The sequence below is a fragment of the Mesorhizobium kowhaii genome (assembly GCF_003253745.1).
Classification (GTDB): domain Bacteria; phylum Pseudomonadota; class Alphaproteobacteria; order Rhizobiales; family Rhizobiaceae; genus Mesorhizobium; species Mesorhizobium kowhaii.
In genome coordinates, this window is sequence record NZ_MZXV01000027.1 from 17,013 (window position 1) to 36,905 (window position 19,893).

General features: G+C 64.4%; 16 protein-coding genes. 9 read left to right on the forward strand and 7 right to left on the reverse strand.

The window, feature by feature from the left end; genetic code table 11:
• Window positions 1–97 precede the first annotated feature (97 nt).
• Both B5V02_RS11100 and B5V02_RS11105 read left to right on the forward strand, forming a co-directional pair.
• The gene (locus B5V02_RS11100) at window positions 98–1,678 is read left to right on the forward strand and encodes an ABC transporter permease (RefSeq protein WP_167458471.1); all 1,581 of its coding nucleotides are present in this window, start codon (window positions 98–100) and stop codon (window positions 1,676–1,678) included.
• Complete coding sequence (locus B5V02_RS11105) at window positions 1,675–2,757, forward strand: ABC transporter ATP-binding protein (RefSeq protein ID WP_111544259.1); 1,083 nt, start codon at window positions 1,675–1,677, stop codon at window positions 2,755–2,757. Before B5V02_RS11100 ends, B5V02_RS11105 begins: the two co-directional genes overlap by 4 nt.
• A gap of 47 nt (window positions 2,758–2,804) precedes the next feature.
• On the opposite strand, the gene B5V02_RS11110 is transcribed toward B5V02_RS11105, so the two are convergent.
• From B5V02_RS11110 to B5V02_RS11130, 5 genes are all read right to left on the reverse strand, one after another.
• Complete coding sequence (locus B5V02_RS11110) at window positions 2,805–3,614, reverse strand: phosphodiesterase (RefSeq protein WP_111544516.1); 810 nt, start codon at window positions 3,612–3,614, stop codon at window positions 2,805–2,807.
• 70 nt (window positions 3,615–3,684) lie between these two features.
• Window positions 3,685–4,785, reverse strand: a complete 1,101-nt coding sequence (locus B5V02_RS11115; RefSeq protein ID WP_111544260.1) for a sn-glycerol-3-phosphate import ATP-binding protein UgpC — start codon at window positions 4,783–4,785, stop codon at window positions 3,685–3,687.
• A gap of 14 nt (window positions 4,786–4,799) precedes the next feature.
• Window positions 4,800–5,714 carry an ABC transporter permease subunit gene (locus tag B5V02_RS11120; protein ID WP_111544261.1) on the reverse strand — a complete coding sequence of 305 codons (915 nt, stop codon included), beginning with the start codon at window positions 5,712–5,714 and terminating at the stop codon, window positions 4,800–4,802.
• Between the two features lie 7 nt (window positions 5,715–5,721).
• A complete protein-coding gene (locus B5V02_RS11125) occupies window positions 5,722–6,606 on the reverse strand; it encodes a carbohydrate ABC transporter permease (RefSeq protein WP_111544517.1) in 885 nt (294 codons plus the stop codon).
• Window positions 6,607–6,749: 143 nt separating this feature from the next.
• Window positions 6,750–8,102, reverse strand: coding sequence for an extracellular solute-binding protein (locus tag B5V02_RS11130; RefSeq protein WP_111544518.1), 1,353 nt, complete (start codon window positions 8,100–8,102; stop codon window positions 6,750–6,752).
• 244 nt (window positions 8,103–8,346) lie between these two features.
• On the opposite strand from B5V02_RS11130, the gene B5V02_RS11135 reads away from it, so the two are divergent.
• Together B5V02_RS11135 and B5V02_RS11140 are read left to right on the forward strand one after the other, a co-directional pair.
• Complete coding sequence (locus B5V02_RS11135; RefSeq protein ID WP_111544262.1) at window positions 8,347–9,387, forward strand: endonuclease/exonuclease/phosphatase family protein; 1,041 nt, start codon at window positions 8,347–8,349, stop codon at window positions 9,385–9,387.
• Window positions 9,388–9,619: 232 nt separating this feature from the next.
• On the forward strand, window positions 9,620–12,058 hold the full coding sequence (locus tag B5V02_RS11140; RefSeq protein WP_111544263.1) for a sensor domain-containing diguanylate cyclase: 2,439 nt from the start codon (window positions 9,620–9,622) through the stop codon (window positions 12,056–12,058).
• Here the strand turns inward: B5V02_RS11140 and tlpA are convergent.
• On the reverse strand, window positions 12,055–12,744 hold the full coding sequence (gene tlpA / locus B5V02_RS11145; protein WP_111544264.1) for a thiol:disulfide interchange protein TlpA: 690 nt from the start codon (window positions 12,742–12,744) through the stop codon (window positions 12,055–12,057). The genes B5V02_RS11140 and tlpA overlap by 4 nt on opposite strands.
• 35 nt (window positions 12,745–12,779) lie before the next feature.
• Between tlpA and argH the strand changes: the two genes are divergently transcribed.
• The 3 genes from argH (at window position 12,780) to lysA (ending at window position 15,819) form a co-directional block, all read left to right on the forward strand.
• Window positions 12,780–14,180: an argininosuccinate lyase gene (argH, locus tag B5V02_RS11150; protein ID WP_111544265.1), complete on the forward strand. Its 1,401-nt coding sequence runs from the start codon at window positions 12,780–12,782 to the stop codon at window positions 14,178–14,180.
• 93 nt (window positions 14,181–14,273) lie between these two features.
• Window positions 14,274–14,480: a lipoprotein gene (locus B5V02_RS11155; RefSeq protein WP_111544266.1), complete on the forward strand. Its 207-nt coding sequence runs from the start codon at window positions 14,274–14,276 to the stop codon at window positions 14,478–14,480.
• Window positions 14,481–14,550: 70 nt separating this feature from the next.
• Window positions 14,551–15,819 (forward strand): diaminopimelate decarboxylase, encoded by a 1,269-nt coding sequence (gene lysA / locus B5V02_RS11160; RefSeq protein WP_111544267.1) that lies wholly within the window; start codon window positions 14,551–14,553, stop codon window positions 15,817–15,819.
• Between the two features lie 34 nt (window positions 15,820–15,853).
• Here the strand turns inward: lysA and B5V02_RS11165 are convergent, their stop codons facing one another.
• Window positions 15,854–16,156 carry an ArsR/SmtB family transcription factor gene (locus B5V02_RS11165; RefSeq protein WP_111544268.1) on the reverse strand — a complete coding sequence of 101 codons (303 nt, stop codon included), beginning with the start codon at window positions 16,154–16,156 and terminating at the stop codon, window positions 15,854–15,856.
• A 50-nt stretch (window positions 16,157–16,206) separates the two neighbouring features.
• On the opposite strand from B5V02_RS11165, the gene B5V02_RS11170 reads away from it, so the two are divergent.
• Window positions 16,207–17,148, forward strand: a complete 942-nt coding sequence (locus tag B5V02_RS11170) for a threonine/serine dehydratase (RefSeq protein WP_111544269.1) — start codon at window positions 16,207–16,209, stop codon at window positions 17,146–17,148.
• Between the two features lie 115 nt (window positions 17,149–17,263).
• The gene (locus B5V02_RS11175) at window positions 17,264–19,855 is read left to right on the forward strand and encodes a TIGR02302 family protein (RefSeq protein ID WP_111544519.1); all 2,592 of its coding nucleotides are present in this window, start codon (window positions 17,264–17,266) and stop codon (window positions 19,853–19,855) included.
• The last annotated feature ends 38 nt before the right edge of the window (window positions 19,856–19,893 follow it).

Below are 19,893 nucleotides of genomic sequence, written 5' to 3' on the forward strand. Positions count from 1 at the left end.
AGATGGCATTCGTCGATGACGACACGCTGTGTTCCCGACCGCAATTGCGGTCCTTCAATTGCTGCCGCTGGACGGCACCGGCACGGCGTCTGACCTGATGCAGTCTGCGGTCGATCTCGCGCGCTCGGGCCTGCCTGTGGGCACAGGCCGAAGGGCTCGGCGACGCGCTGCACCCTGGCTGGTCATCGCCGCCATCTTCGTTTCGCTGCTGGCGCTGCTGCCGCTTGCCTTCATCATCTGGGTCGCGGTGCAGACCGGCTGGGAAACCGTCTCGGCACTGGTCTTCCGGCCGCGTGTCGGCGAGCTTCTGGTCAACACTGTCCTGCTGGTGTTGCTGACCGTGCCGATCGCCATCGTGCTGTCGGTGGCGCTGGCCTGGCTGAGCGAGCGCAGCGATCTGCCTGGCGCCAGGCTCTGGGCCTGGCTGTGTGTGGCGCCGCTCGCCATTCCGGCTTTCGTGCACAGCTACGCCTGGATCACCATGGTGCCCAGGCTCCACGGCCTGTGGGCCGGCGTGCTGGTTTCCGTCATTGCCTATTTCCCGTTCCTCTATCTGCCGGTGTCGGCGGCCCTGCGCCGTCTCGATCCCGCCCTCGAGGACGCCGCGGCAGCACTCGGCCTTGGGCCATGGCGCGTGTTCTGGCGCGTGGTGCTGCCGCAATTGCGGCTTGCCATCTGCGGTGGCTCGCTGCTGGTCGGGCTGCATCTGCTGGCCGAGTATGGCCTCTATGTCTTCATCCGCTTCGACACCTTCACCACGGCGATTGTCGACCAGTTCCAGTCGACCTTCAACGGCCCGGCCGCCAACATGCTGGCCGGCGTGCTGGTGAGCTGCTGTTTCGTGCTGCTCGGCCTCGAAGTGCTGGTGCGCGGCGAGGAGCGCTATGCGCGCGTTGGCTCCGGTGCCGCACGGTATCAGCAGCGCACGCGCCTTGGACGCGCCACCATTCCGAGCCTGGCCTTGTTTGTCGTCACCACGCTGCTGGCGCTTGGCGTGCCGTTCGTCACCATCGGCGGCTGGCTTGCCGCCGGCGGCGCCGCTGTCTGGCGCTTCGACGAGATCGGCCTGGCGCTCGGCCAGACGCTGTTCCTGGCGATTGCCGGCGCGCTGCTCGCCACTGTCGCCGCCATGCCGATGGCCTGGATCTCGATCCGCGCACCGGGGCCGCTGCAGCGCCTGCTGGAGGGCTGCAACTACATCGTCGGCTCGTTGCCGGGGGTCGTCATTGCCCTGGCGCTGGTCACCATCACCGTGCGCATCGCCCTGCCCCTCTACCAGACGCTGTTCACCATCCTGGTTGCCTATGCGCTGATGTTCCTGCCGCGCGCGCTGGTCAGCCTGCGCGCATCGATCGCGCAGGCGCCGGTCGAACTCGAACGCGCTGCTTCCAGTCTCGGCCGGCCGCCGCTGCAGGCGCTGTGGTCGACGACGATCCGCCTGTCGGCGCCAGGTGCCGCGGCCGGCATGGCGCTGGTGGCGCTCGGCATCATGAACGAACTGACCGCCACCCAGATGCTGGCGCCGAACGGCACCCGCACGCTGGCGATGGCGTTCTGGTCCTACAGCGGCGAGATTGATTATGCCTCGGCGGCACCTTACGCCTTCATCATGGTGGCGATGTCGCTGCCCTTGACCTGGCTGCTCTATGTCCAGTCGAAACGGATGGCCGGACGATGAGCTTTCTCGAAATCAGCGGCCTGCACAAGCATTACGGCCCGGTGGCGGCACTTGCCGGCGTCGATCTGAGCGTCATCAGCGGCAGCCGCACGGCGATCGTCGGTCCGTCCGGCTGTGGCAAGACGACCTTGCTGCGGCTGATCGCCGGCTTCGAGGCGCCGGACCAGGGCCGCATCACGCTCGACGGCGAGGTGCTGGCCAAGGACGGCAGTGCGGTGCCGGCGCATCGACGAGGCATCGGCGTGGTGGCGCAGGACGGCGCCCTGTTCCCGCATCTGACCATTGGCGACAATATCGGTTTCGGCATGGGTCGCGGCGAGGACAAGCGCGCCGAGCGCATCGTCGAACTCGCCTATATCGTCGGGCTCGACAAGGCGATCCTCAAACGCCGCCCGCACGAGCTCTCCGGCGGCCAGCAGCAGCGCGTGGCGCTGGCCCGCGCCATGGCGATGAAGCCGCGGCTGATGCTTCTCGACGAGCCGTTCTCGGCCTTGGATACCGGCCTGCGCGCCTCGATGCGCAAGGCCGTGGCCGAGCTTCTGGAGGCGGCCGGCATCACCACCATCCTGGTGACGCACGACCAGGCCGAAGCGCTGTCCTTCGCCAGCCAGGTGGCGGTGATGCGCGACGGCAAGTTCTCGCAGGTCGGTACGCCGCGCGAGCTCTATCTCAAGCCGAAGGACAGGATGATCGCCGAGTTCCTCGGCGACGCCATAATCCTGCCGGCAAAGATATCGGGCGGCTTCGCCAATTCTCCGCTCGGCCGCATCGCCGTCGATACATCAGACAGCCGCGATGTTGCTCGCATCATGCTGCGGCCCGAGCAGATTGCCTTGAAGAGAACATCGCGCGAAGGCATGTCGGGCACCCCTGATATGCTGTTCGGCGAAGTGACGGAGTCCGAATTCGCCGGCTCGATGTGCACGGTCGCGGTGCGGCTGTTGAACAGTGCCGATCCGCCCGACGCAGCCGCGATCGGCAACACGCCCCTGATCCTGCGCAAACCGGGCATGGACGCGCCTGCCGTCGGCGAGATCGTCAGGCTCACCGTATCGGGAAAGGCACATGTCTTCGCCTGAACGGCCGAAGGCTTTGCGACACTGCGCCTCAACGCGGCGTAGCCAGTTCACGCCGTGATGCGTTCGCCGGTTTCGCCGCAATAGATCGGCCATTGCTCGAGAAAATCGCAGCCATGCACGACCACGCGCCCGTTGGCGCTGTCGACGAGGATGACCGCGTAGGAGGGTGGCGCCTGCTCGACGATCTCGCTCGATCTGTCGAGGGCGAGCTCGAACCTTCCGTGCAGGCCGCGCTGCGCCGAGAACGGAATGCCGGCGACCGTGCCGGCAATGTCGCGATGGACGTGACCGAAGAAGATGTGGCGGACGTTGCCATGGCGCCGCAGCAGCCCAAGGAACCGTTCGGGCTGCTCAAGCGCCAGCGGATCGAGCTGCGGCAGGCCGAGCGCGACCGGCGGATGGTGCATGAAGACATAGGCGGGCCTGCCGGCTATCTCTTCGAGCCGAGCGTCGAGCCAGGCAAGCCGCCTTTCGCACAATTCGCCTTCGATGCGTCCTTCCGCCAGGCTGTCGAGGAACAGCAGCACCTCGTCGGCCATTTGATGAGCCGACTGCACGAAGCCGTTCTCATCGACCGGAATTTCAGGAAACGCCGCGGCAAGATTGGCTCGCCGGTCGTGATTGCCCGGTAGCAACCGCCAGGGCACCGACAGCGCGTTCAGGGCTGTCCTGAGATCGGCATAGCTCTCGGGCGCTCCGGTCTCGGTCAGGTCGCCGGTGAAGACGCAAAGCGCCGCGTCGGCGTGATGCGCATTGATGTGCGCGATGCAGGAAGCCAATCGCTGGTGCAGGTCGACGCCATAGCGGCGCTCGCCTTGCCGGCCAAGATGGACATCGGTGACCTGGATAATTTTCATCGCACGACCGTTTCTTCGGGTTGCCGGTGGCGCCTGCTCCATCATCGGCGATAGCGGCTGCCTTCAGAAATCAGAGTGCCGGCTCCGGCACGGAAGCCTTGAAGACCTCGAGACGGGTCCCCGTCTGTGACGAGAAGAAATGCATATCATCGAGCAAAAACCGCAGACCGACGGTGCTGCCCGGATCGGGGTGGACGGCCTCCGAGGTCATGACGGAGAACGACGCGCCGTCGAGATCGACATAGATGACCCGTCCAGCGCCCAGTTCCTCGACGAGGTCGACGGTTGCGTCGAGCGCGCCTGCCGTGCCAGGCGCCACCAGGCGGACGGCTTCCGGCCGGATGCCGACGGCCACCTGCGCACCGACCGCCAGACCGGCGCGTTGAACGGCAAGGCGCCGGCTGCCGCCAAGCAGCGAAATCCCATCGAGTTCGACCGTGCCTTCAAGAATATTCATCGCCGGCGCGCCGACGAAAGTGGCGACGAAGCGGCTGGCCGGACGGTTGTAGATTTCACCCGGCGTGCCGACCTGTTCGACACGTCCGCCATTCATCACCACCAGCCGGTCGGCCAGCGTCATCGCCTCGACCTGATCATGCGTGACGAACACCGAGGTCGCGTTCAGGCGGCGATGCAGCTTGCGGATTTCCGAGCGCATCTGGACGCGGAGCTTGGCATCGAGATTGGACAGCGGTTCGTCGAACAGGAACACCTTGGGTTCGCGGATCATGGCGCGGCCCATGGCGACGCGCTGCCTCTGTCCGCCGGAGAGCGCCATCGGCTTGCGGTCGAGCAGATGTTCGAGCTCCAGCGTGCGGGCAACCGCCTGGATGCGCCGCGTGCGCTCGGCGGCCGGAACACCGGCCACCTTGAGCGAATAGCCGATGTTCTGCGCCACGCTCATATGCGGATAGAGCGCATAATTCTGGAACACCATGGCGCAGCCGCGCTCGCGTGGCTCCAGCTTGTTGACGACGGTGCCATCGATCGCGATCTCGCCGCCGGAAATCTCTTCCAGCCCAGCGATCATCCTGAGTAGCGTGGACTTGCCGCAGCCGGAAGGCCCGAGAATGACGACAAATTCGCCCGAGGCGATGTCGAGGTCGACGCCGTGCACGACCTGCGACTTGGCATAGCTCTTCTTGACGTCGCGAATGGTGATGGAGGCCATCGGCCGTCTCCTTGTTATTTCTCGGTGGCGATCAGGCCACGCACGAACCAGCGCTGCATGGCCACGATGACGATCAGTGGCGGCAGCATGACGATAAGTGTGCCGGCCATGGCGATGTTCCATTCGGGAATACCGCCGACATTGGGGATGAGCTGCTTCAACTCGGTGACCGCCGTTGCATGCGACTGATCGGTGGTGATGAGCAGCGGCCACAGATACTGGTTCCATGCATACAAAAACATGATGGTTCCAAGCGCCGCCATGTTGGTGCGCGACAGCGGCAAAAGGACGTCGATGAAGAAGCGCAGTGCACCGGCGCCGTCCATCCGCGCTGCCTCGGTCAGTTCGTCCGGGACCGTCAGGAAGAACTGCCGGTAGAGGAAGGTGCCGGTTGCCGTCGCAATCAGCGGCAGGATCAGTCCGGAATAGGAGTTGAGCAGCCCAAGGCTGAGCGAGACCTGGACGCCCGAGACTTTCTCGATGAGCCAGCTCAGACCGGTCAAATCCAGGATCGTCTGATAGGGCGACAGCACGTTGGCGACGACCGCGTAGGTCGGCACGATGCGCACTTCCAGCGGCAGCATCAGCGTGATGAAGATCAGCCAGAAGATGAAGGTGCGGCCGGGATAGCGGAAATAGACGATCGAGAAGGCGGTGAGCGCCGAAATGATCACTTTGCCGGCGGCGACGCCGGTCGCCATGATGAAGCTGTTCAAAAGCTTGGGGCCGAGATCGGCCGTCGTCCACGCCGTCTTGATGTTGAGCCAGAAGTCGCTGCCCGGCAGCAGCGACATCGGCACGTCGTTGACGTCCTTCAGATTATGCGACGAGGCGATGGCGACGATCACGAAGGGCGCGACGGCCATCAGGAAGCCGAGAAACAGGATCACATGCGTGACGAAATTGAGGATCGGGGTCCGCTCTACCATGCCAGCCTCACCGATAGTGCACGCGCCGCTCGATGAAGCGGAACTGGAAGATTGTCAGCACGACGATGAGCACCATCAGGATGATGCTCTGCGCGGCGGCGCCGGAGTAGTCGAGGCCTTTGAAGCCGTCGGAATAGATCTTGTAGACCATCAGGTTGGTGGCGTTGGCCGGCCCGCCGGAGGTCATGATGTCAACGATGCCGAAGGAATCCTGGAAGCTCTCGGTGATGTTGATGACCAGCAGGAAGAAAATCGTCGGCGTGATCAACGGGAACTGGATATCCCAGAAGCGTCTGACGACGCCCGACCCGTCCATGGCCGCCGCCTCGATCAGCGAGCGTGGAATGGCCTGGAACGCGGCGAGGAAGAAGATGAAGTTGTAGCCGATATATTTCCACGAGAAGGCGGCGATGATCGACGCCATGGCGTCGGCACCGTTGAGGCCCGGATCCCAGAAGCCGGGCCAGACTTGGTTGACGACCGCCATGAAGCCGGCTTCGGGCGCCAGGATGAAGCGGAACGCCATTGCCAGCGCCGGCGCGGCGATGCCGTAAGGCCAGATCAGCACCACACGATAGAAGCGCGAGCCGGCAAGCTGCCGGTCGGTCAGCGCCGCGAGCACGAGTGCGATGAACATCGCAAGCCCGGTGCTGATCCCGGCAAAGACGAGGCTGGCGGTGATCGAGTTCCAGTAGTCGGCGTTGGACAGGATCGAGCGGAAATTGTCGAGCCCGACCCAGATGTTGCCGCCGCCCCAGGGCTGCTGCAGCGTCAACGACCAGTACACGGCCTGACCGGCCGGCCAGTAGAAGAACGTGAAGATCAAGAGGAGCTGCGGCACCGCGAAAAGGATGCCGATCGTCCAACTGCTGAAGGTAACGCGTTTTTCCATCGGTCCGCCGACGCCGCTCAACGGCCACTTAGAGCAAGGTGAGACTAGTAACGAAATGGCCGCCCGTCGACCCAAGCATGATCCCGAAAAGTGGAAGAGATCATGCTCGGACAAGACCGGCGGGCGGCCGCGTAGATCCGAGATCAGGGCAGGGCCTTGCCCGGATAGGTTTGCTGGAAGCGGTCGAGGATGGCATCGCCATTCTTGACCAGCGTATCGAGGCCTTCCTGAACGCTGACCTTGTTGGCGAAGATCGCCTGCATCTGCGTGCCGAACTCGGCGCGGATCTGGGTGAAGTTGCCCAGCCGGATACCGCGGGTGATTTCGGTCGGCTCGGACGCGGTCAGGCTGGCGATCGCGGTTTCACGGCCCTTGAAGGGCGCCTTGTCGTAGAAGCCAGTGGACTTCATGTAGTCGAAGCCCGACTTGGTCACCGGGATGTAGCCGGTGTTGGTCGACCAGAACAGGGCAGTCTTGGGGTCGTGGATGAAGTTGAGGAACGCAGCCGCGCCCTTGTATTCCGCGTCCGACTTGCCCGCGAGCACCCAGAGCGAAGCGCCGCCGACGAGCGAATTCTTGCGCTCGGTGCCGGCATAGGCCGGCAGTTCGGCGACATCCCAGTTCATGCCTTCCTTCTGGGTCTTGCCGACAGTGCCGTGGTCGCCGACCGAGGTCATGATGACCTGGCAGGTGCCCGAGGCGAAAGCCTGGACCATGTCCTGGCCGAGATCCTTCGACTTGATCTTGATCAGGCCGGCGTCATACCACTTCTTGAGGTCGGTGACGTACTGGACGAACTTGGTCTTGTTGACTTCCAGACGCGCGTCGAGGCCGTCATAGCCATTGTTCTTGGTGGCGATCGGCTGGTTGTGGATGGCCGAGAACTGCTCCATCAGCTGCCAGCTTTCATTGGCCGAGATGTTGATCGCCATCGGGCATTCGTAGCCGGCGTCCTTCATCGCCTGGAGGTCGGCGCCGACATCTTCCCAGGTCTTCGGGGCTTCGGTCTTGCCGATCTTGGCGAAGGCGTCCTTGTTCCAGTACATCAGCGCCGTCGAGGAATTGAACGGGAACGACAGCATCTCGCCCTTGGAGGTCGCGTAGTAGCGCGCGATGCCGGGGAAATAGTCGGCGTAGTCGATCTTGTAGCCGTTTTCTTCCATCAGCTTGTCGGCCGGCTTGTAGGCGCCCGAAAGCATCATCGTGGCGGTGCCGACATCATAGACCTGGACGACGGCGGGCTGCTTGCCGGCGCGGAAGGCGGCGATCGTGTTCTGCAGCGTGGCGTCGTAATTGCCCTGGCTGGTGCAGACGACTTCATAGTCGGACTGCGAGGCGTTGAAGTTCTTGCACAGCGTATCGACGACACGTGCGAGGTCGCCCGAAAGGCCGAACCAGAAATCGAATTTGGTGGGCGCGGCAGCCGCTGGCAGCGCCATGGAAACGCTGATTGCGCCGGCGGCAAGAGCCGCCAGGCCATTTTTGATCATCGACATGAATCTCATTCCCTGTTGAGTGGCGTTTCAAGGATCGTTGCGCAGGTCCCCGGGGCCGTCTCATAGAGAAAGTATGTGACAGTTCTGTTGTGCCTTTTCAGGCCTGTGGACAGCCAATCTCTCCTCCCTCGACGGCTTGCGCCGGCATGAAATGAAACCGTCATATCGGCGCCCTAGGTACCTAGGGCGCCGAAAAGTGGCGTAAAGACCCGCGTAGTTAACCGGCTAAAAATGGATAAACGAAATGCTTGTCTCGCAGCTGACACATGTGCCGATCGCCGACCGCGAGGCCATGCGCGACGGTCCGCGCGATAGCGCCACTCATCTGCGCCTCGCCGCCGCCATTCCCGCGCTCGGTCAGGTCGAGATCGGCGGCAAGGCCTCACGCGAAAGCGTCGGCGAGACGCTCACCGTCGTGGCCTGGAACGTCGAGCGGCTGCGTCACGGCGACGCCATCGCGGCCACGCTTGCCGGCCAGGGTCCCGACGTCGTGCTGCTATCAGAGGTCGACGAAGGCATGGCGCGCTCCGGCAACGGCCATCCGCTGCGCGTGCTCGCCGACCGGCTCGGCCATGCCTTCGCCTATGGCGTCGAGTTCGTCGAGCTCGGCGGCGGCAACGAGGCGGAACGGTTGGCAACCGGCGGCGCATCCAATGCCGAAGGCTTCCACGGCAATGCGGTCACCAGCGCGGTTCCTTTGCTTCGCCCTTTCCTGGTGCGGCTCGACGCGGCCGGCGGCTGGTTCCGGCCGGAGCGCGGCCAGCCGCGCATCGGCGGACGCATGGCGATCGGTGGCCAGGTGCAGATCGGCAATCGCAGGGTGACGGTGGTCTCGGTGCATCTCGAAAACCGTACCGATCCCGCCGGCCGTGCCGTCCAGACCCGCCATCTCCTTGATGCCATCGACAAATATGATCCGCAGGCACCGGTGCTGCTTGGCGGCGACTTCAACACGCTGACCGCCAGTCATGAGGACCGCTACGACAATCCCCAGGCCTGGGCGGCGCGCATCGCGGCCGAGCCCGACCGACTGATCGATGTCGAGCCACACGAACCGCTGCTCGCGATCCTCGCCGGGCGTGGCTACGACTGGAAGGCCGCCAACACCCTCGACCTGCCCACCCAGCGACGCGAGGCCGGCGATCCCACTCCTATCGGCCACATCGACTGGTTCTTCACCCGCGGCCTCGTCGCGAGCGCTCCTGCCGTTCTTCCGGCCGTGCTGCCGGATGGCAGACCGAGTTCCGATCACGAGGCACTCGTTGTGACGGTTTGCATCGCGTGACGGGCCAGAGCCTCTAAGATTCATGGATCTCAATCTGCGGCCCGGTAACTGGTCTCTGAACCACATCCGGCCCATTCAAACCGCGTCCGCCCCGGCGACGGCCTGATCCCGCAGCCGCCCTGCCCCCGAAAGGCACGCCAGGGTTGCAGGCTCACTTAATCGATCCTTCAACGGCCAAGGGCTAATCAATCATATTGCCTTGTTTTATTTCCGATAGATCAGGTGAAATAAGATGCTGACGGTCTACAATTGTATCGTCAACGAACACGATCTGAGACTGGTCGCACTCGCCGCGCTGATCTGCGGGATATCCTCTTTTTCTGCCGTCAACCTGCTTCACCATGTCGGCAGGTCGACAAACCGAAACCGGCTTGCCTGGTTGATGATCGCGGCGACATCGACCGGCTTCGGTATCTGGGCAACGCATTTCATCGCCATGCTGGCGTTCACGCCGGGCATACCAAACGCATACAATCCGGAACTCTCGGCGCTCTCGCTTGCCGCCGCCGTTGTCCTGACAGCCGCCGGCATGTGGGTCGCCACGTTGCGCAACGGGCTCGACCATCATCTCGTCGGTGGCGCCATTCTGGGCGGTGGCATTGCCACCATGCACTACATCGGGATGGCGGCATTCGAGGTGCAGGGCCGGATCGAATGGAACCTGCTGCTCGTGGCGGCCTCCTTGCTGGCGGGAGTAACGCTCGCCGCGCTGGCGCTTGTGGTTGTCCTGCGTCGCCCATCGCTGTCTGCGACACTGGGCGGCGCGGTGCTGTTGACGCTGGCGATCTGCACCTTGCATTTCATCGCGATGGGCGCGGTGTCGATCGTCCCGGATTCCTCGATCGAGATATCGCAATACACGATCCAGCCCACTTCGCAGGCCTTTGCCGTGGCCGCTGCCAGCCTGGTGATCCTTGTTCTTTCGGGCACGGCACTTTGGATCGATCTGCGCTTCCGCCGCCAGAAGCTCGAGGCCGACCGCATGCACGGTTTGGCCAATGCTGCCGTGGAGGGTCTGATCGTCTGCGACGGCAACCGCATCATCAGCGCCAACGACAGCATGGCGAAGCTGACGGGCATGGCAACCGCGACGCTGAACGGGATGCAGCTTGGCGACCTCTTCGGGTCCGATATGTCCGGCTTCGGCGAGCAGCCGCAGGAGGTCGAATTGAGGGGCAGCGACGACACGGGCATTCCCGTCGAGTTGATCGCCAGGAGCATCGACTACTGTGGCAAGCCTCACAACGTGATTGCAGTCCGCGACATTCGCGAGCGCAAGAAGGCGGAACAGGAAATCCTGCGCCTTGCGCATTTCGATCCATTGACCGGACTTGCCAATCGCCGCAGCTTTTCCGGCCGGCTCGAGATGGAAATCGCTGCGATGGGCCGGGCCAGGAAAAGCGGCCACCTGGCGCTTCTGCTGCTCGATCTCGACCGCTTCAAGGAGGTCAACGACCTGTACGGGCACGGCGCTGGCGACGCCATGCTGCAGAAGGTTGCGCATTGCGTTACCGGCATCCTTCGTCAAGGACAGATGGTTGCGCGGCTGGGCGGCGACGAATTCGCCATCATCGCCCCAAACCTGACCGACCCGTTGGAGGCCGGCCGCATCGCCAACGCCGTGCTGAACGCGATGCGCGAGGAAAACAGGCTCTCGGTCGGCGGTGGTCTCGTGTCGGCCAGCATCGGCATTGCGCTTTATCCATCGGATGCCGAAAACCAGGCCAGCCTGATAACCCACGCCGATACGGCACTCTACCGGGCCAAGACCGAGGGCAAGGACACATACCGCTATTTCGAGGCCTCGATGGGGGCCGAGGCCCGCGACAAGCGCGTGATGGAGCACGAACTGCGCCAGGCTGTCGCGCGCAAGGAGTTCTATCTCGTCTACCAGCCGCAGAAGGAGATCAGCAGCGGAAAGATGGTCGGCTTCGAAGCCCTGATCCGTTGGCGGCATCCGACGCGCGGCGACGTGCCCCCGACCATATTCATCCCGGTGGCCGAAGACAGTGGAGCCATTGGCCAGATTGGTGAATGGGTGCTGACGGCGGCCTGCGAGGAAGCCGCCCGCTGGGAAAATCCGCTGACGGTGGCCGTCAATGTTTCGGCGGTGCAGCTTCACAATCCGAATTTCAGCCGCAAGGTCCACGAAACATTGCTGAATTCCGGTCTTGCACCGGGCAGACTGGAACTTGAGATCACCGAGACGGCGCTTGTGAAGGACATGCCGCGCGCGCTGGCGACCTTGCGGCAGGTCAAGGCACTGGGCGTGCGCGTGGCCATGGACGATTTCGGAACCGGCTATTCCTCGCTCTCCAACCTTCGCGCCTTTCCCTTCGACAAGATCAAGATCGATGGCTCGTTCATCAAATCCGTCGACAAGAACGGTCAGGTCGCGGCAATCGTGCGCGCCGTCCTGGGGCTTGGTCGCGGCCTCGGGCTGCCGGTTTTGGCGGAGGGTGTCGAGACGCTTGGCGAACTGAAATTCCTGGACGCCGAAGCCTGCGAGATAGGCCAGGGCTACTATATTGGCAGGCCTGGCCTCATCGAGGAGTTCAGCGAGCTGACCGGTGTCGACGCCCCCACGGTCACCAATGACGCTGCTGGCCAGCGCAACAGAAGCGTCCTGGCCTTCGCACCCGCGCCTGCACTGAGTGTGAACAGAGCCTAGAGGCTTTCGGGCTTAAGCGCGGCCTCGATCAGCCGCTTGGCGTCCGGCCCCGACCATTCGGCAGGGCCGTTCATATGGGCGATCAGGCAGCCTCCGCCGTCGATCAGCATGGTGGCGGGAAGGCCAAGCGCCAGGCCGCGCGTCTTGAGGTCGTTGAACACCGCCATCGTCGAATCCCGGTAGTAGCCGAGCGTCTCGACGCCTGTCTCGCTGAGGAACTTCTTCGGCTTCACATCATCGCCGGCATCGACGTTGACGGCGACCACCTGAAAGGCGTCGCTGCCCATTTCCTTCTGCAGCGCATCGAGCGCCGGCATTTCGGCGCGGCACGGCGCGCACCACGTCGCCCAGAGATTGAGCAGCACCGTCTTGCCGGCATGGTCGGCGAGCGTCATCGGCTTGCCGTCCGGCCCATTGAAGGCAAGGCGCTTCAACGATTGCGGCGGATCGGCCGGCAACAGTGCCGCGACTTCGCCGGTGGCTGCGGCCGCGACCTTCTTGGCGCGGTCGCCCTTGGCGGCGCAGGCGACGTCGTCCTTGCTGTCGTCGATGGCCGTTTGGCGCTCGGCGTTGTTGCCAGACCGGCTCTCGCTGACATATACCGCGACCGCGCCGGCCAGCACGCCCGCCACCAAAGCGGCGAGGATCAGGCGCGGGGCCGGGAAGAATCTATTACCGTCTGCCATTTTCTCAAAACTGCTCCGAAGCACGGGTTATAGCGATGAGCGACAAGAAGACCAGCAACCAGATGTGGGGCGGACGTTTTGCCTCGGGGCCGGCCGCGATCATGGAAGCGATCAACGCGTCGATCTCGTTCGACCGCAAACTCTATGCGCAAGACATCCGAGGCTCGATCGCCCATAGCGAGATGCTGGCGCAGACGGGCATTGTTTCGGCGGCCGATCAAGAAAAAATCGCTCACGGGCTGAACACGATTCTGAAAGAGATCGAAGCCGGCACATTCGAGTTCTCGACCCGGCTGGAAGACATCCACATGAATATCGAGGCTCGCCTCGCCGACCTGATCGGACCGGCGGCGGGTCGACTGCATACCGCCCGCTCGCGCAACGACCAGGTCGCGGTCGACCTGAGACTGTGGGTCAAGGACGAGTGCTTTCGCGTCGCCGAGGCGTTGAAAGGGCTGATCGAGGCGCTGCTGGCACGGGCCGATGAGCATGCGGCGACGGTGATGCCGGGCTTCACCCATATGCAGGCGGCGCAACCGGTGACCTTCGGCCATCACTGCATGGCCTATGTCGAGATGTTTGCGCGTGACCTGTCGCGGGTCCGCGACGCAATCGAACGGATGGACGAAAGCCCGCTCGGTGCCGCGGCCCTTGCCGGCACCAGCTTCCCGATCGACCGTCATGCAACCGCCAAGGCGCTCGGCTTCCGCGAGCCGACGCGCAATTCGCTGGACAGCGTTTCGGATCGCGATTTCGCGCTGGAGTTCCTCGCTGTTGCCGCGATCTGCGCCACGCATTTGTCGCGGCTCGCCGAGGAGATCATCATCTGGTCGACGCCGCAATTCGGCTTCATCAGGCTGTCGGACAGCTTCTCCACCGGCTCATCGATCATGCCGCAGAAGAAGAACCCGGACGCCGCCGAACTGGTGCGCGGCAAAACCGGCCGCGTCACCGGCCACCTGGTTGGCCTGCTGACGGTGATGAAGGGCATGCCGCTGACCTATGGCAAGGACATGCAGGAAGACAAGGAATCAGTGTTCGATGCCGCCGAGACGCTCGACCTGATGCTGGCGGCGATGACCGGCATGGTCTCGGACATGACGGTCAACGCAGCGGCGATGAAAAAGGCCGCCGGCTCGGGTCACGCGACCGCCACCGACCTTGCCGACTGGCTGGTGCGCACGCTCGGCCTGCCGTTCCGCGAGGCGCATCATGTCACCGGCCGGGCGGTGGCGCTGGCCGAGGAGAAGAAGGTGGGGCTGGAGAAGCTTTCGCTGGAAGACCTGCAGGCGATCAATCCCGGCATCACGGCGGATATATTTTCGGTGCTGGCGGTGCAGAACTCGGTCAAGAGCCGCACCAGCTTCGGCGGCACGGCGCCGTCGGAAGTCAGAAGGCAGATTCGCAGCTGGAAAAGGCGCATCGCAAAGGCGTGATCCCGGATATTGCGACCAGCAATATCCGGGGTGCAATGCACTGAGAACTCGGCTAAAAGCGGCGGCTGGCAAAAGTTTCGGACGGATGGATCGATGACCGGAAGCAGGATTTTGGTGACGCTGACGCTGCTGGTGGCGATTGCGGCCGTCTCGGCTTGCGGCAGGAGGGGCGCTCTCGACTCGCCCTATGAGGCAGCTGTCCAGGCGCGCAAGGATGCCTCAAAGGCGCACCAGCCTGTGCCGCCGGAGCCGGAAAAACCGGTCAAGGACAAGAAGTTCTTCCTCGACCCGCTGATCTAGAGCCAATGACACCGGGGTTCGTCTTTCTAAACCCGGTCTCATCGTGCTCCAACTGTCCGGAACCACTCTCGTGAACCATTTCGACTACCGCGACGGCGTGCTGCATGCCGAGGACGTGGCGATCCCTGATATCGCCGCACAGGTCGGCACGCCGTTCTACTGCTATTCGACGGCCACGCTGGCCAGGCACTACCGGGTGTTTGCCCAGGCCTTCGCCGGGCTCGACGCGCTGGTCTGCTACGCCATGAAGGCCAATTCCAACCAGGCGGTGCTGCGGACGCTTGCCAGGCTCGGCGCCGGCGCCGACGTGGTGTCGGAAGGCGAATTGCGCCGGGCGCTGGCCGCCGGCATCCCGGCAAGCAAGATCCTGTTTTCTGGCGTCGGCAAGACGGCGCGCGAAATGGACTTTGCTCTTGCCGCCGGCATCCTTTGCTTCAATGTCGAATCCGAGCCGGAACTCGAGCTGCTGTCGGCGCGTGCCACCACCCTGGGCAAGGTCGCGCCGATCTCGCTGCGCATCAATCCGGATGTCGACGCCAAGACTCACAAGAAGATCTCCACCGGCAAGGCCGAAAACAAGTTCGGCATCCCGTGGCAGCGGGCGCGTCAGGTCTATGCCCGTGCAGCACAGCTTCCAGGCATTAAGATCACCGGCATCGACACCCATATCGGCAGCCAGATCACCGAACTGCAGCCTTTCGACGACGCCTTCGCCCTGCTTGTCGATCTGGTCGGCGCGCTACGCGCCGACGGCCATGCCATCGAGCATGTCGATCTCGGTGGCGGCCTCGGCATTCCCTACCGCGTCGACAACAATCCGCCGCCCTTGCCCGATGCCTATGCCCAGATCGTCAGGAAGCATGTCACCAAGCTTGGGCTGAAGGTGATGTTCGAGCCCGGCCGGCTGATCGTCGGCAATGCCGGCATCCTCGTCTCCGAAGTGATCTTCGTAAAAGAGGGCGACGCCAAGAATTTCCTCGTCGTCGACGCCGCCATGAACGATCTGATCCGGCCGACGCTCTACGATGCTTTCCACGACATAAGGCCGGTGGTGCAGCCGCCGGCCGACACGCCGCGCATGATGGTCGATGTGGTCGGCCCGGTCTGCGAGACCGGCGATTATCTCGGCCTCGACCGCGACCTGCCCAGGCTGAAGGCCGGCGCCCTGATTGCCGTTTCCACCGCCGGCGCCTATGGCGCTGTGCAGGCCGGCACCTACAACACCCGCCTGCTGGTGCCGGAAGTGCTGGTCGACGGCGACCGGTTCCACATCGTGCGCCCGCGCCTGACCTATGACGACCTGATCGGCCTGGATTCGGTACCCGAATGGCTTGCATAGGCGCTGCCCGATTCGGAACGCCCGGACTGCGGCGCTACAGCCTGTTCTGGATGAGCGCCCTGGTGGCGGCGATCCTGTCCTCGTCGCGGCGATAGAACGTCCATTGCTTGATGCGCTTGGCCCGCAGCAGGCCGGCCTGGGTGAGCACGCGCATGTGCTCGCTGAGCGTCGCCTGCGTGATGCCGAGCTTTTCGGCGATCAGCAGCGCGCAAACGCCGTCCTCGACCAGATCGCCATCGGCTTGGCGTGGGAAATGCGCGCGCGGATCCTTCAGCCAGTCGAGAATCTGCAGCCTGCGTTCGTTGGCGATCGCCTTGAAGACATCAACCTCTTGCATTTAGCCATTTTGCCAAGTTACTAATTACTGTCAATCCCAAGGAGACGTCCATGACCAACGGCAACACCGTCACACGCGAACGCATTGCCGCGATGGAACCGCGCATTCGGCCCTATGTGCGGCACACGCCGGTGCTGCGCGTCGACATGGCCGACTTCGACCGGCCGCCGCTGACCGTCGACCTGAAGCTCGAATGCCTGCAGCATTCCGGCTCGTTCAAGGCGCGCGGCGCCTTCACCAACCTCCTGGAGCGGACGGTTCCCAAGGCCGGCGTCGTCGCCGCATCGGGTGGCAACCATGGCGCCGCGGTCGCCTACGCCGCCATGCGGCTCGGCCACAAGGCGACCATCTTCGTTCCCGAAGTGAGCCCGCCGGCCAAGCTGGAGCGGATCCGCAGCTACGGCGCCGAACTGATCGTCGGCGGCGCCCGCTACGCCGAGGCGCTGGAGGCCAGCGAACGTTTCGCCGAGGAAACCGGCGCCTTGCAGATCCATGCCTTCAACCAGGAGGAGACGCTGGTCGGCCAGGGCACGCTCGGGCTCGAAATAGAGAGCGACCTGCCTCAGATCGACACGCTGCTGGTCGCCGTTGGCGGCGGCGGCCTGATTGGCGGCATCGCCGCCTGGTTTGCCGGCCGCATCCGCATCATCGCCATCGAGCCGGAGGGGGCGCCGACGCTTTACCGCGCTTTCGAGGCCGGCCGCCCCGTCGACGCGCCAACTGAGGGCATCGCCGCCGATTCGCTGGCGCCCAAGCGCGTCGGCGAAATAATGTTCCCGATCGCCGAGGCTTTCGTCGAGCGTTCGATCCTGGTCAGCGACGACGACATCATCGCTGCCCAGAAGGCACTGTGGAACCGGGTGCGCATCATCTCCGAACCGGGCGGCGCGGCCGCCTTCGCGGCCGTGCTATCCGGGCGCTATGCGCCGACGCCCGGTGAAAGGGTCGCCGTACTGGTCTGTGGTGCCAACGCGAACCCCGCCACGTTCTGACGGCAATCATTCCGGCAGCTTCACGTTTTCTCAAACTGCCTCGCCTTTGCCGTGTTTGCTGGTATTCTTCGAGTCGTGAGGATCGGGCTATCCTGCCCGCCCCATGGAAGGGCCGATGACGCAACGACCCACCTTCAGCAGCCATCGCGGCCTGGCCGGGCGCCTAGCCTTGAGCCGTCTGGCGACGCGGATCTCGATGATGGTCGAGCGTGGCTGGCCGTTGCTGCTTCCGCTCGTCATCGTCGCCAGCCTGTTCCTCAGCGTCTCTTGGCTCGGCATCTTCTCGCGCCTGCAGGACATGGCGCGCATCGGTTTTGTCGCCGCATTCGGCGTGGCGGCGCTGGCCGCGCTCTATCCGCTGCGCTTCTTCCGCATGCCAGGCGCCGCCGAGGTCGACCGCCGGATCGAGGCGGCCAATCACTTGCTGCACAGCCCCGTGCTGGTGCAGACTGACCGGCCAAGCGGCCGGGAAAGCAGCTTCTCGCAGGCGCTGTGGCGCGAACACCAGAAGCGCATGGCCGGAAAGCTCGACAGCCTTGGCGCCGACCTGCCGCGCACGCGCGTGCCGGAGCGCGACCGCTGGGGCCTGCGCGCGGTGGCCGCACTTCTGCTGGTGACCGCCTTTGCCTTCTCCTACGGACCGACGGGCGGCAGGATTGGCGACGGGTTCAGCGCCCGCGGCGTGCACGATGCCGTACCGCCGCGCATCGATGCCTGGGTGACGCCGCCGGCCTATACCGGCAAGCCGCCGATCTTCCTGACCGCCGACGCCAACCAGACGACGCCGACCTTCACCATTCCCGAAGGCAGCGACATCTCGCTGCGCGTCACCGGCGGCTCGGGCGAGGAAACGCTCGCCTATGCCGACAAGAACGGCAATACCCGCTCCATCGACCCGGCCGGCCCGCAGGCCGCCGCCACGGCCGAGCCGATAGCAAGCCCGGCGAAGCCGTCCAAAGTGCGCCAGTTCACCGGCAAGCTGACCGGCGACGGCACCCTGACACTGACGTCGGGCCAGGACCAGCTCGGCCGCTGGGCCTTCGCGGTCATGCCGGACAAGCCGCCGCAAATCCGCTTCGTCGGCGAGCCGAAGCGCGCCGCCAACGGCGCCTTCGAGCTGAACTACCAGATCGACGACGACTATGGCGCCGCCAATGCCAAGGCGGTTTTCGCGCTCGCCGATCCGCAGGCGCCCGATGCGCATCTGCTCTATGGTCCGCCTGAAATGCCGCTGTCGCTGCCCCGCCGCGGCGGCAAGTCGAATGCCGCCAGGACGTCGAAGGACCTGACCGAACATGTCTGGGCCGGCAGCAGCATCAAGCTGACGCTGGTTGCCACCGACGATGCCGGACACACCGCATCGAGCGAGACCAAGACGCTGGTTATGCCGCAGCGGCCATTCGCCAATCCGCTGGCGCGGGCGGTGATCGAGCAGCGCCGCCTGCTGGCGCTCGATGCCAACGCCAGGCCGCGCGTGCTCGACCTGATGGACGCGATCACGCTGCGGCCCGAGGACACGTTCGACAACATGTCCCACTACCTCGCCATCATGAGTGCTCGCAGCCGGCTAAAGATGGCCGTCAATGACGACCAACTGCGCAGCGAAGTGTCCTATCTCTGGGAAATCGCGCTCGGCATCGAGGAAGGCAATCTCTCGGCCGCGGAAAAGCGCCTGCGCCAGGCGCAGCAGGCACTGCAGGACGCCATCAAGAACGGCGCCAGCGACGCGGAAATCGAAAAGGCGATGAAGGAACTGCGCGAGGCGATGAACCAGTTCCTGCAGGAATTCGCCGAACGCGCCAAGCAGAATCCCAACGCACCGCAGATGCAGCAGAACGGCCAGGAACTGCGCCAGAGCGATATCGACCGAATGATGGACCAGATCGAGAACCTGGCGAAGTCGGGCGATCGCGACAAGGCGCAGCAATTGCTGTCGCAACTGCAGGACATGATGAACAACCTCCAGGCCGGCCGTCAGCAGCAAGGCGGCCAGCAGGACAGCGAGATGCGCCAGCAGATGGACAAGCTCGGCGAGATCCTGCGGCGCCAGCAGGAGATGATGAACGACACCTTCCGCATGGACCAGATGCAGCGCGGCGAGCGCCAGCGCGGACAGAACCGCGACGAGCAGCTTGGCGGCGGCCAGGACGAGGACAAGCCGGGTGTCGGCGAGGACCGCGATCCGCTCGCGCAGCCGAAGGCGATGACACCGCAGGAATTCGCAGATGCGCTGAAGCAGCTGCAGCAAGGCCAGGGCCAGCTGAAAAACGACCTCGAGCAGCTGAAGAAGGGGCTGGAAGGCATGGGCATGGAGCCCAATGAGGGATTTGGCGAGGCCGGCAAGTCCATGGGCAATGCCGAACAGGCGCTCGGCGAAGGCGAAGGCGATCAGGCGGTCGGCCACCAGGGCCGGGCGCTGGAAGCGCTGCGCAAAGGCGCCAAGGACATGATGAAGCAGATGCAGGCCATGCAGGGCGATCAGGGCGGCAGCGAGGAAGGCGGCCGCCAGCAGAACGCCGACCGTGACCCGCTCGGCCGGCCACGCGCCAGCCAGGGACCCGATTTCGGCGATTCGGTGAAGGTGCCCGACGAGATCGACGTGCAGCGCGCCCGCCAGATTCTGGAAGCGATCCGCAAGCGGCTCGGCAATGCGCTCAGCCCCGACATCGAACGCAGCTATCTGGAACGGCTGCTCGAGCTGAAATAGGGATCGCCACTCCGCATCCAACCCCACCCGAAGACACT

Coding starts and splice junctions, on each gene's coding strand:
- B5V02_RS11100 (WP_167458471.1), top strand. CDS start 98: ATGCAGTCTGCGGTCGATCTCGCGCGCTCGGGCCTGCCTGTGGGCACA.
- B5V02_RS11105 (WP_111544259.1), top strand. CDS start 1,675: ATGAGCTTTCTCGAAATCAGCGGCCTGCACAAGCATTACGGCCCGGTG.
- B5V02_RS11110 (WP_111544516.1), bottom strand. CDS start 3,614: ATGAAAATTATCCAGGTCACCGATGTCCATCTTGGCCGGCAAGGCGAG.
- B5V02_RS11115 (WP_111544260.1), bottom strand. CDS start 4,785: ATGGCCTCCATCACCATTCGCGACGTCAAGAAGAGCTATGCCAAGTCG.
- B5V02_RS11120 (WP_111544261.1), bottom strand. CDS start 5,714: ATGGTAGAGCGGACCCCGATCCTCAATTTCGTCACGCATGTGATCCTG.
- B5V02_RS11125 (WP_111544517.1), bottom strand. CDS start 6,606: ATGGAAAAACGCGTTACCTTCAGCAGTTGGACGATCGGCATCCTTTTC.
- B5V02_RS11130 (WP_111544518.1), bottom strand. CDS start 8,102: ATGTCGATGATCAAAAATGGCCTGGCGGCTCTTGCCGCCGGCGCAATC.
- B5V02_RS11135 (WP_111544262.1), top strand. CDS start 8,347: ATGCTTGTCTCGCAGCTGACACATGTGCCGATCGCCGACCGCGAGGCC.
- B5V02_RS11140 (WP_111544263.1), top strand. CDS start 9,620: ATGCTGACGGTCTACAATTGTATCGTCAACGAACACGATCTGAGACTG.
- tlpA (WP_111544264.1), bottom strand. CDS start 12,744: ATGGCAGACGGTAATAGATTCTTCCCGGCCCCGCGCCTGATCCTCGCC.
- argH (WP_111544265.1), top strand. CDS start 12,780: ATGAGCGACAAGAAGACCAGCAACCAGATGTGGGGCGGACGTTTTGCC.
- B5V02_RS11155 (WP_111544266.1), top strand. CDS start 14,274: ATGACCGGAAGCAGGATTTTGGTGACGCTGACGCTGCTGGTGGCGATT.
- B5V02_RS11165 (WP_111544268.1), bottom strand. CDS start 16,156: ATGCAAGAGGTTGATGTCTTCAAGGCGATCGCCAACGAACGCAGGCTG.
- B5V02_RS11170 (WP_111544269.1), top strand. CDS start 16,207: ATGACCAACGGCAACACCGTCACACGCGAACGCATTGCCGCGATGGAA.
- B5V02_RS11175 (WP_111544519.1), top strand. CDS start 17,264: ATGACGCAACGACCCACCTTCAGCAGCCATCGCGGCCTGGCCGGGCGC.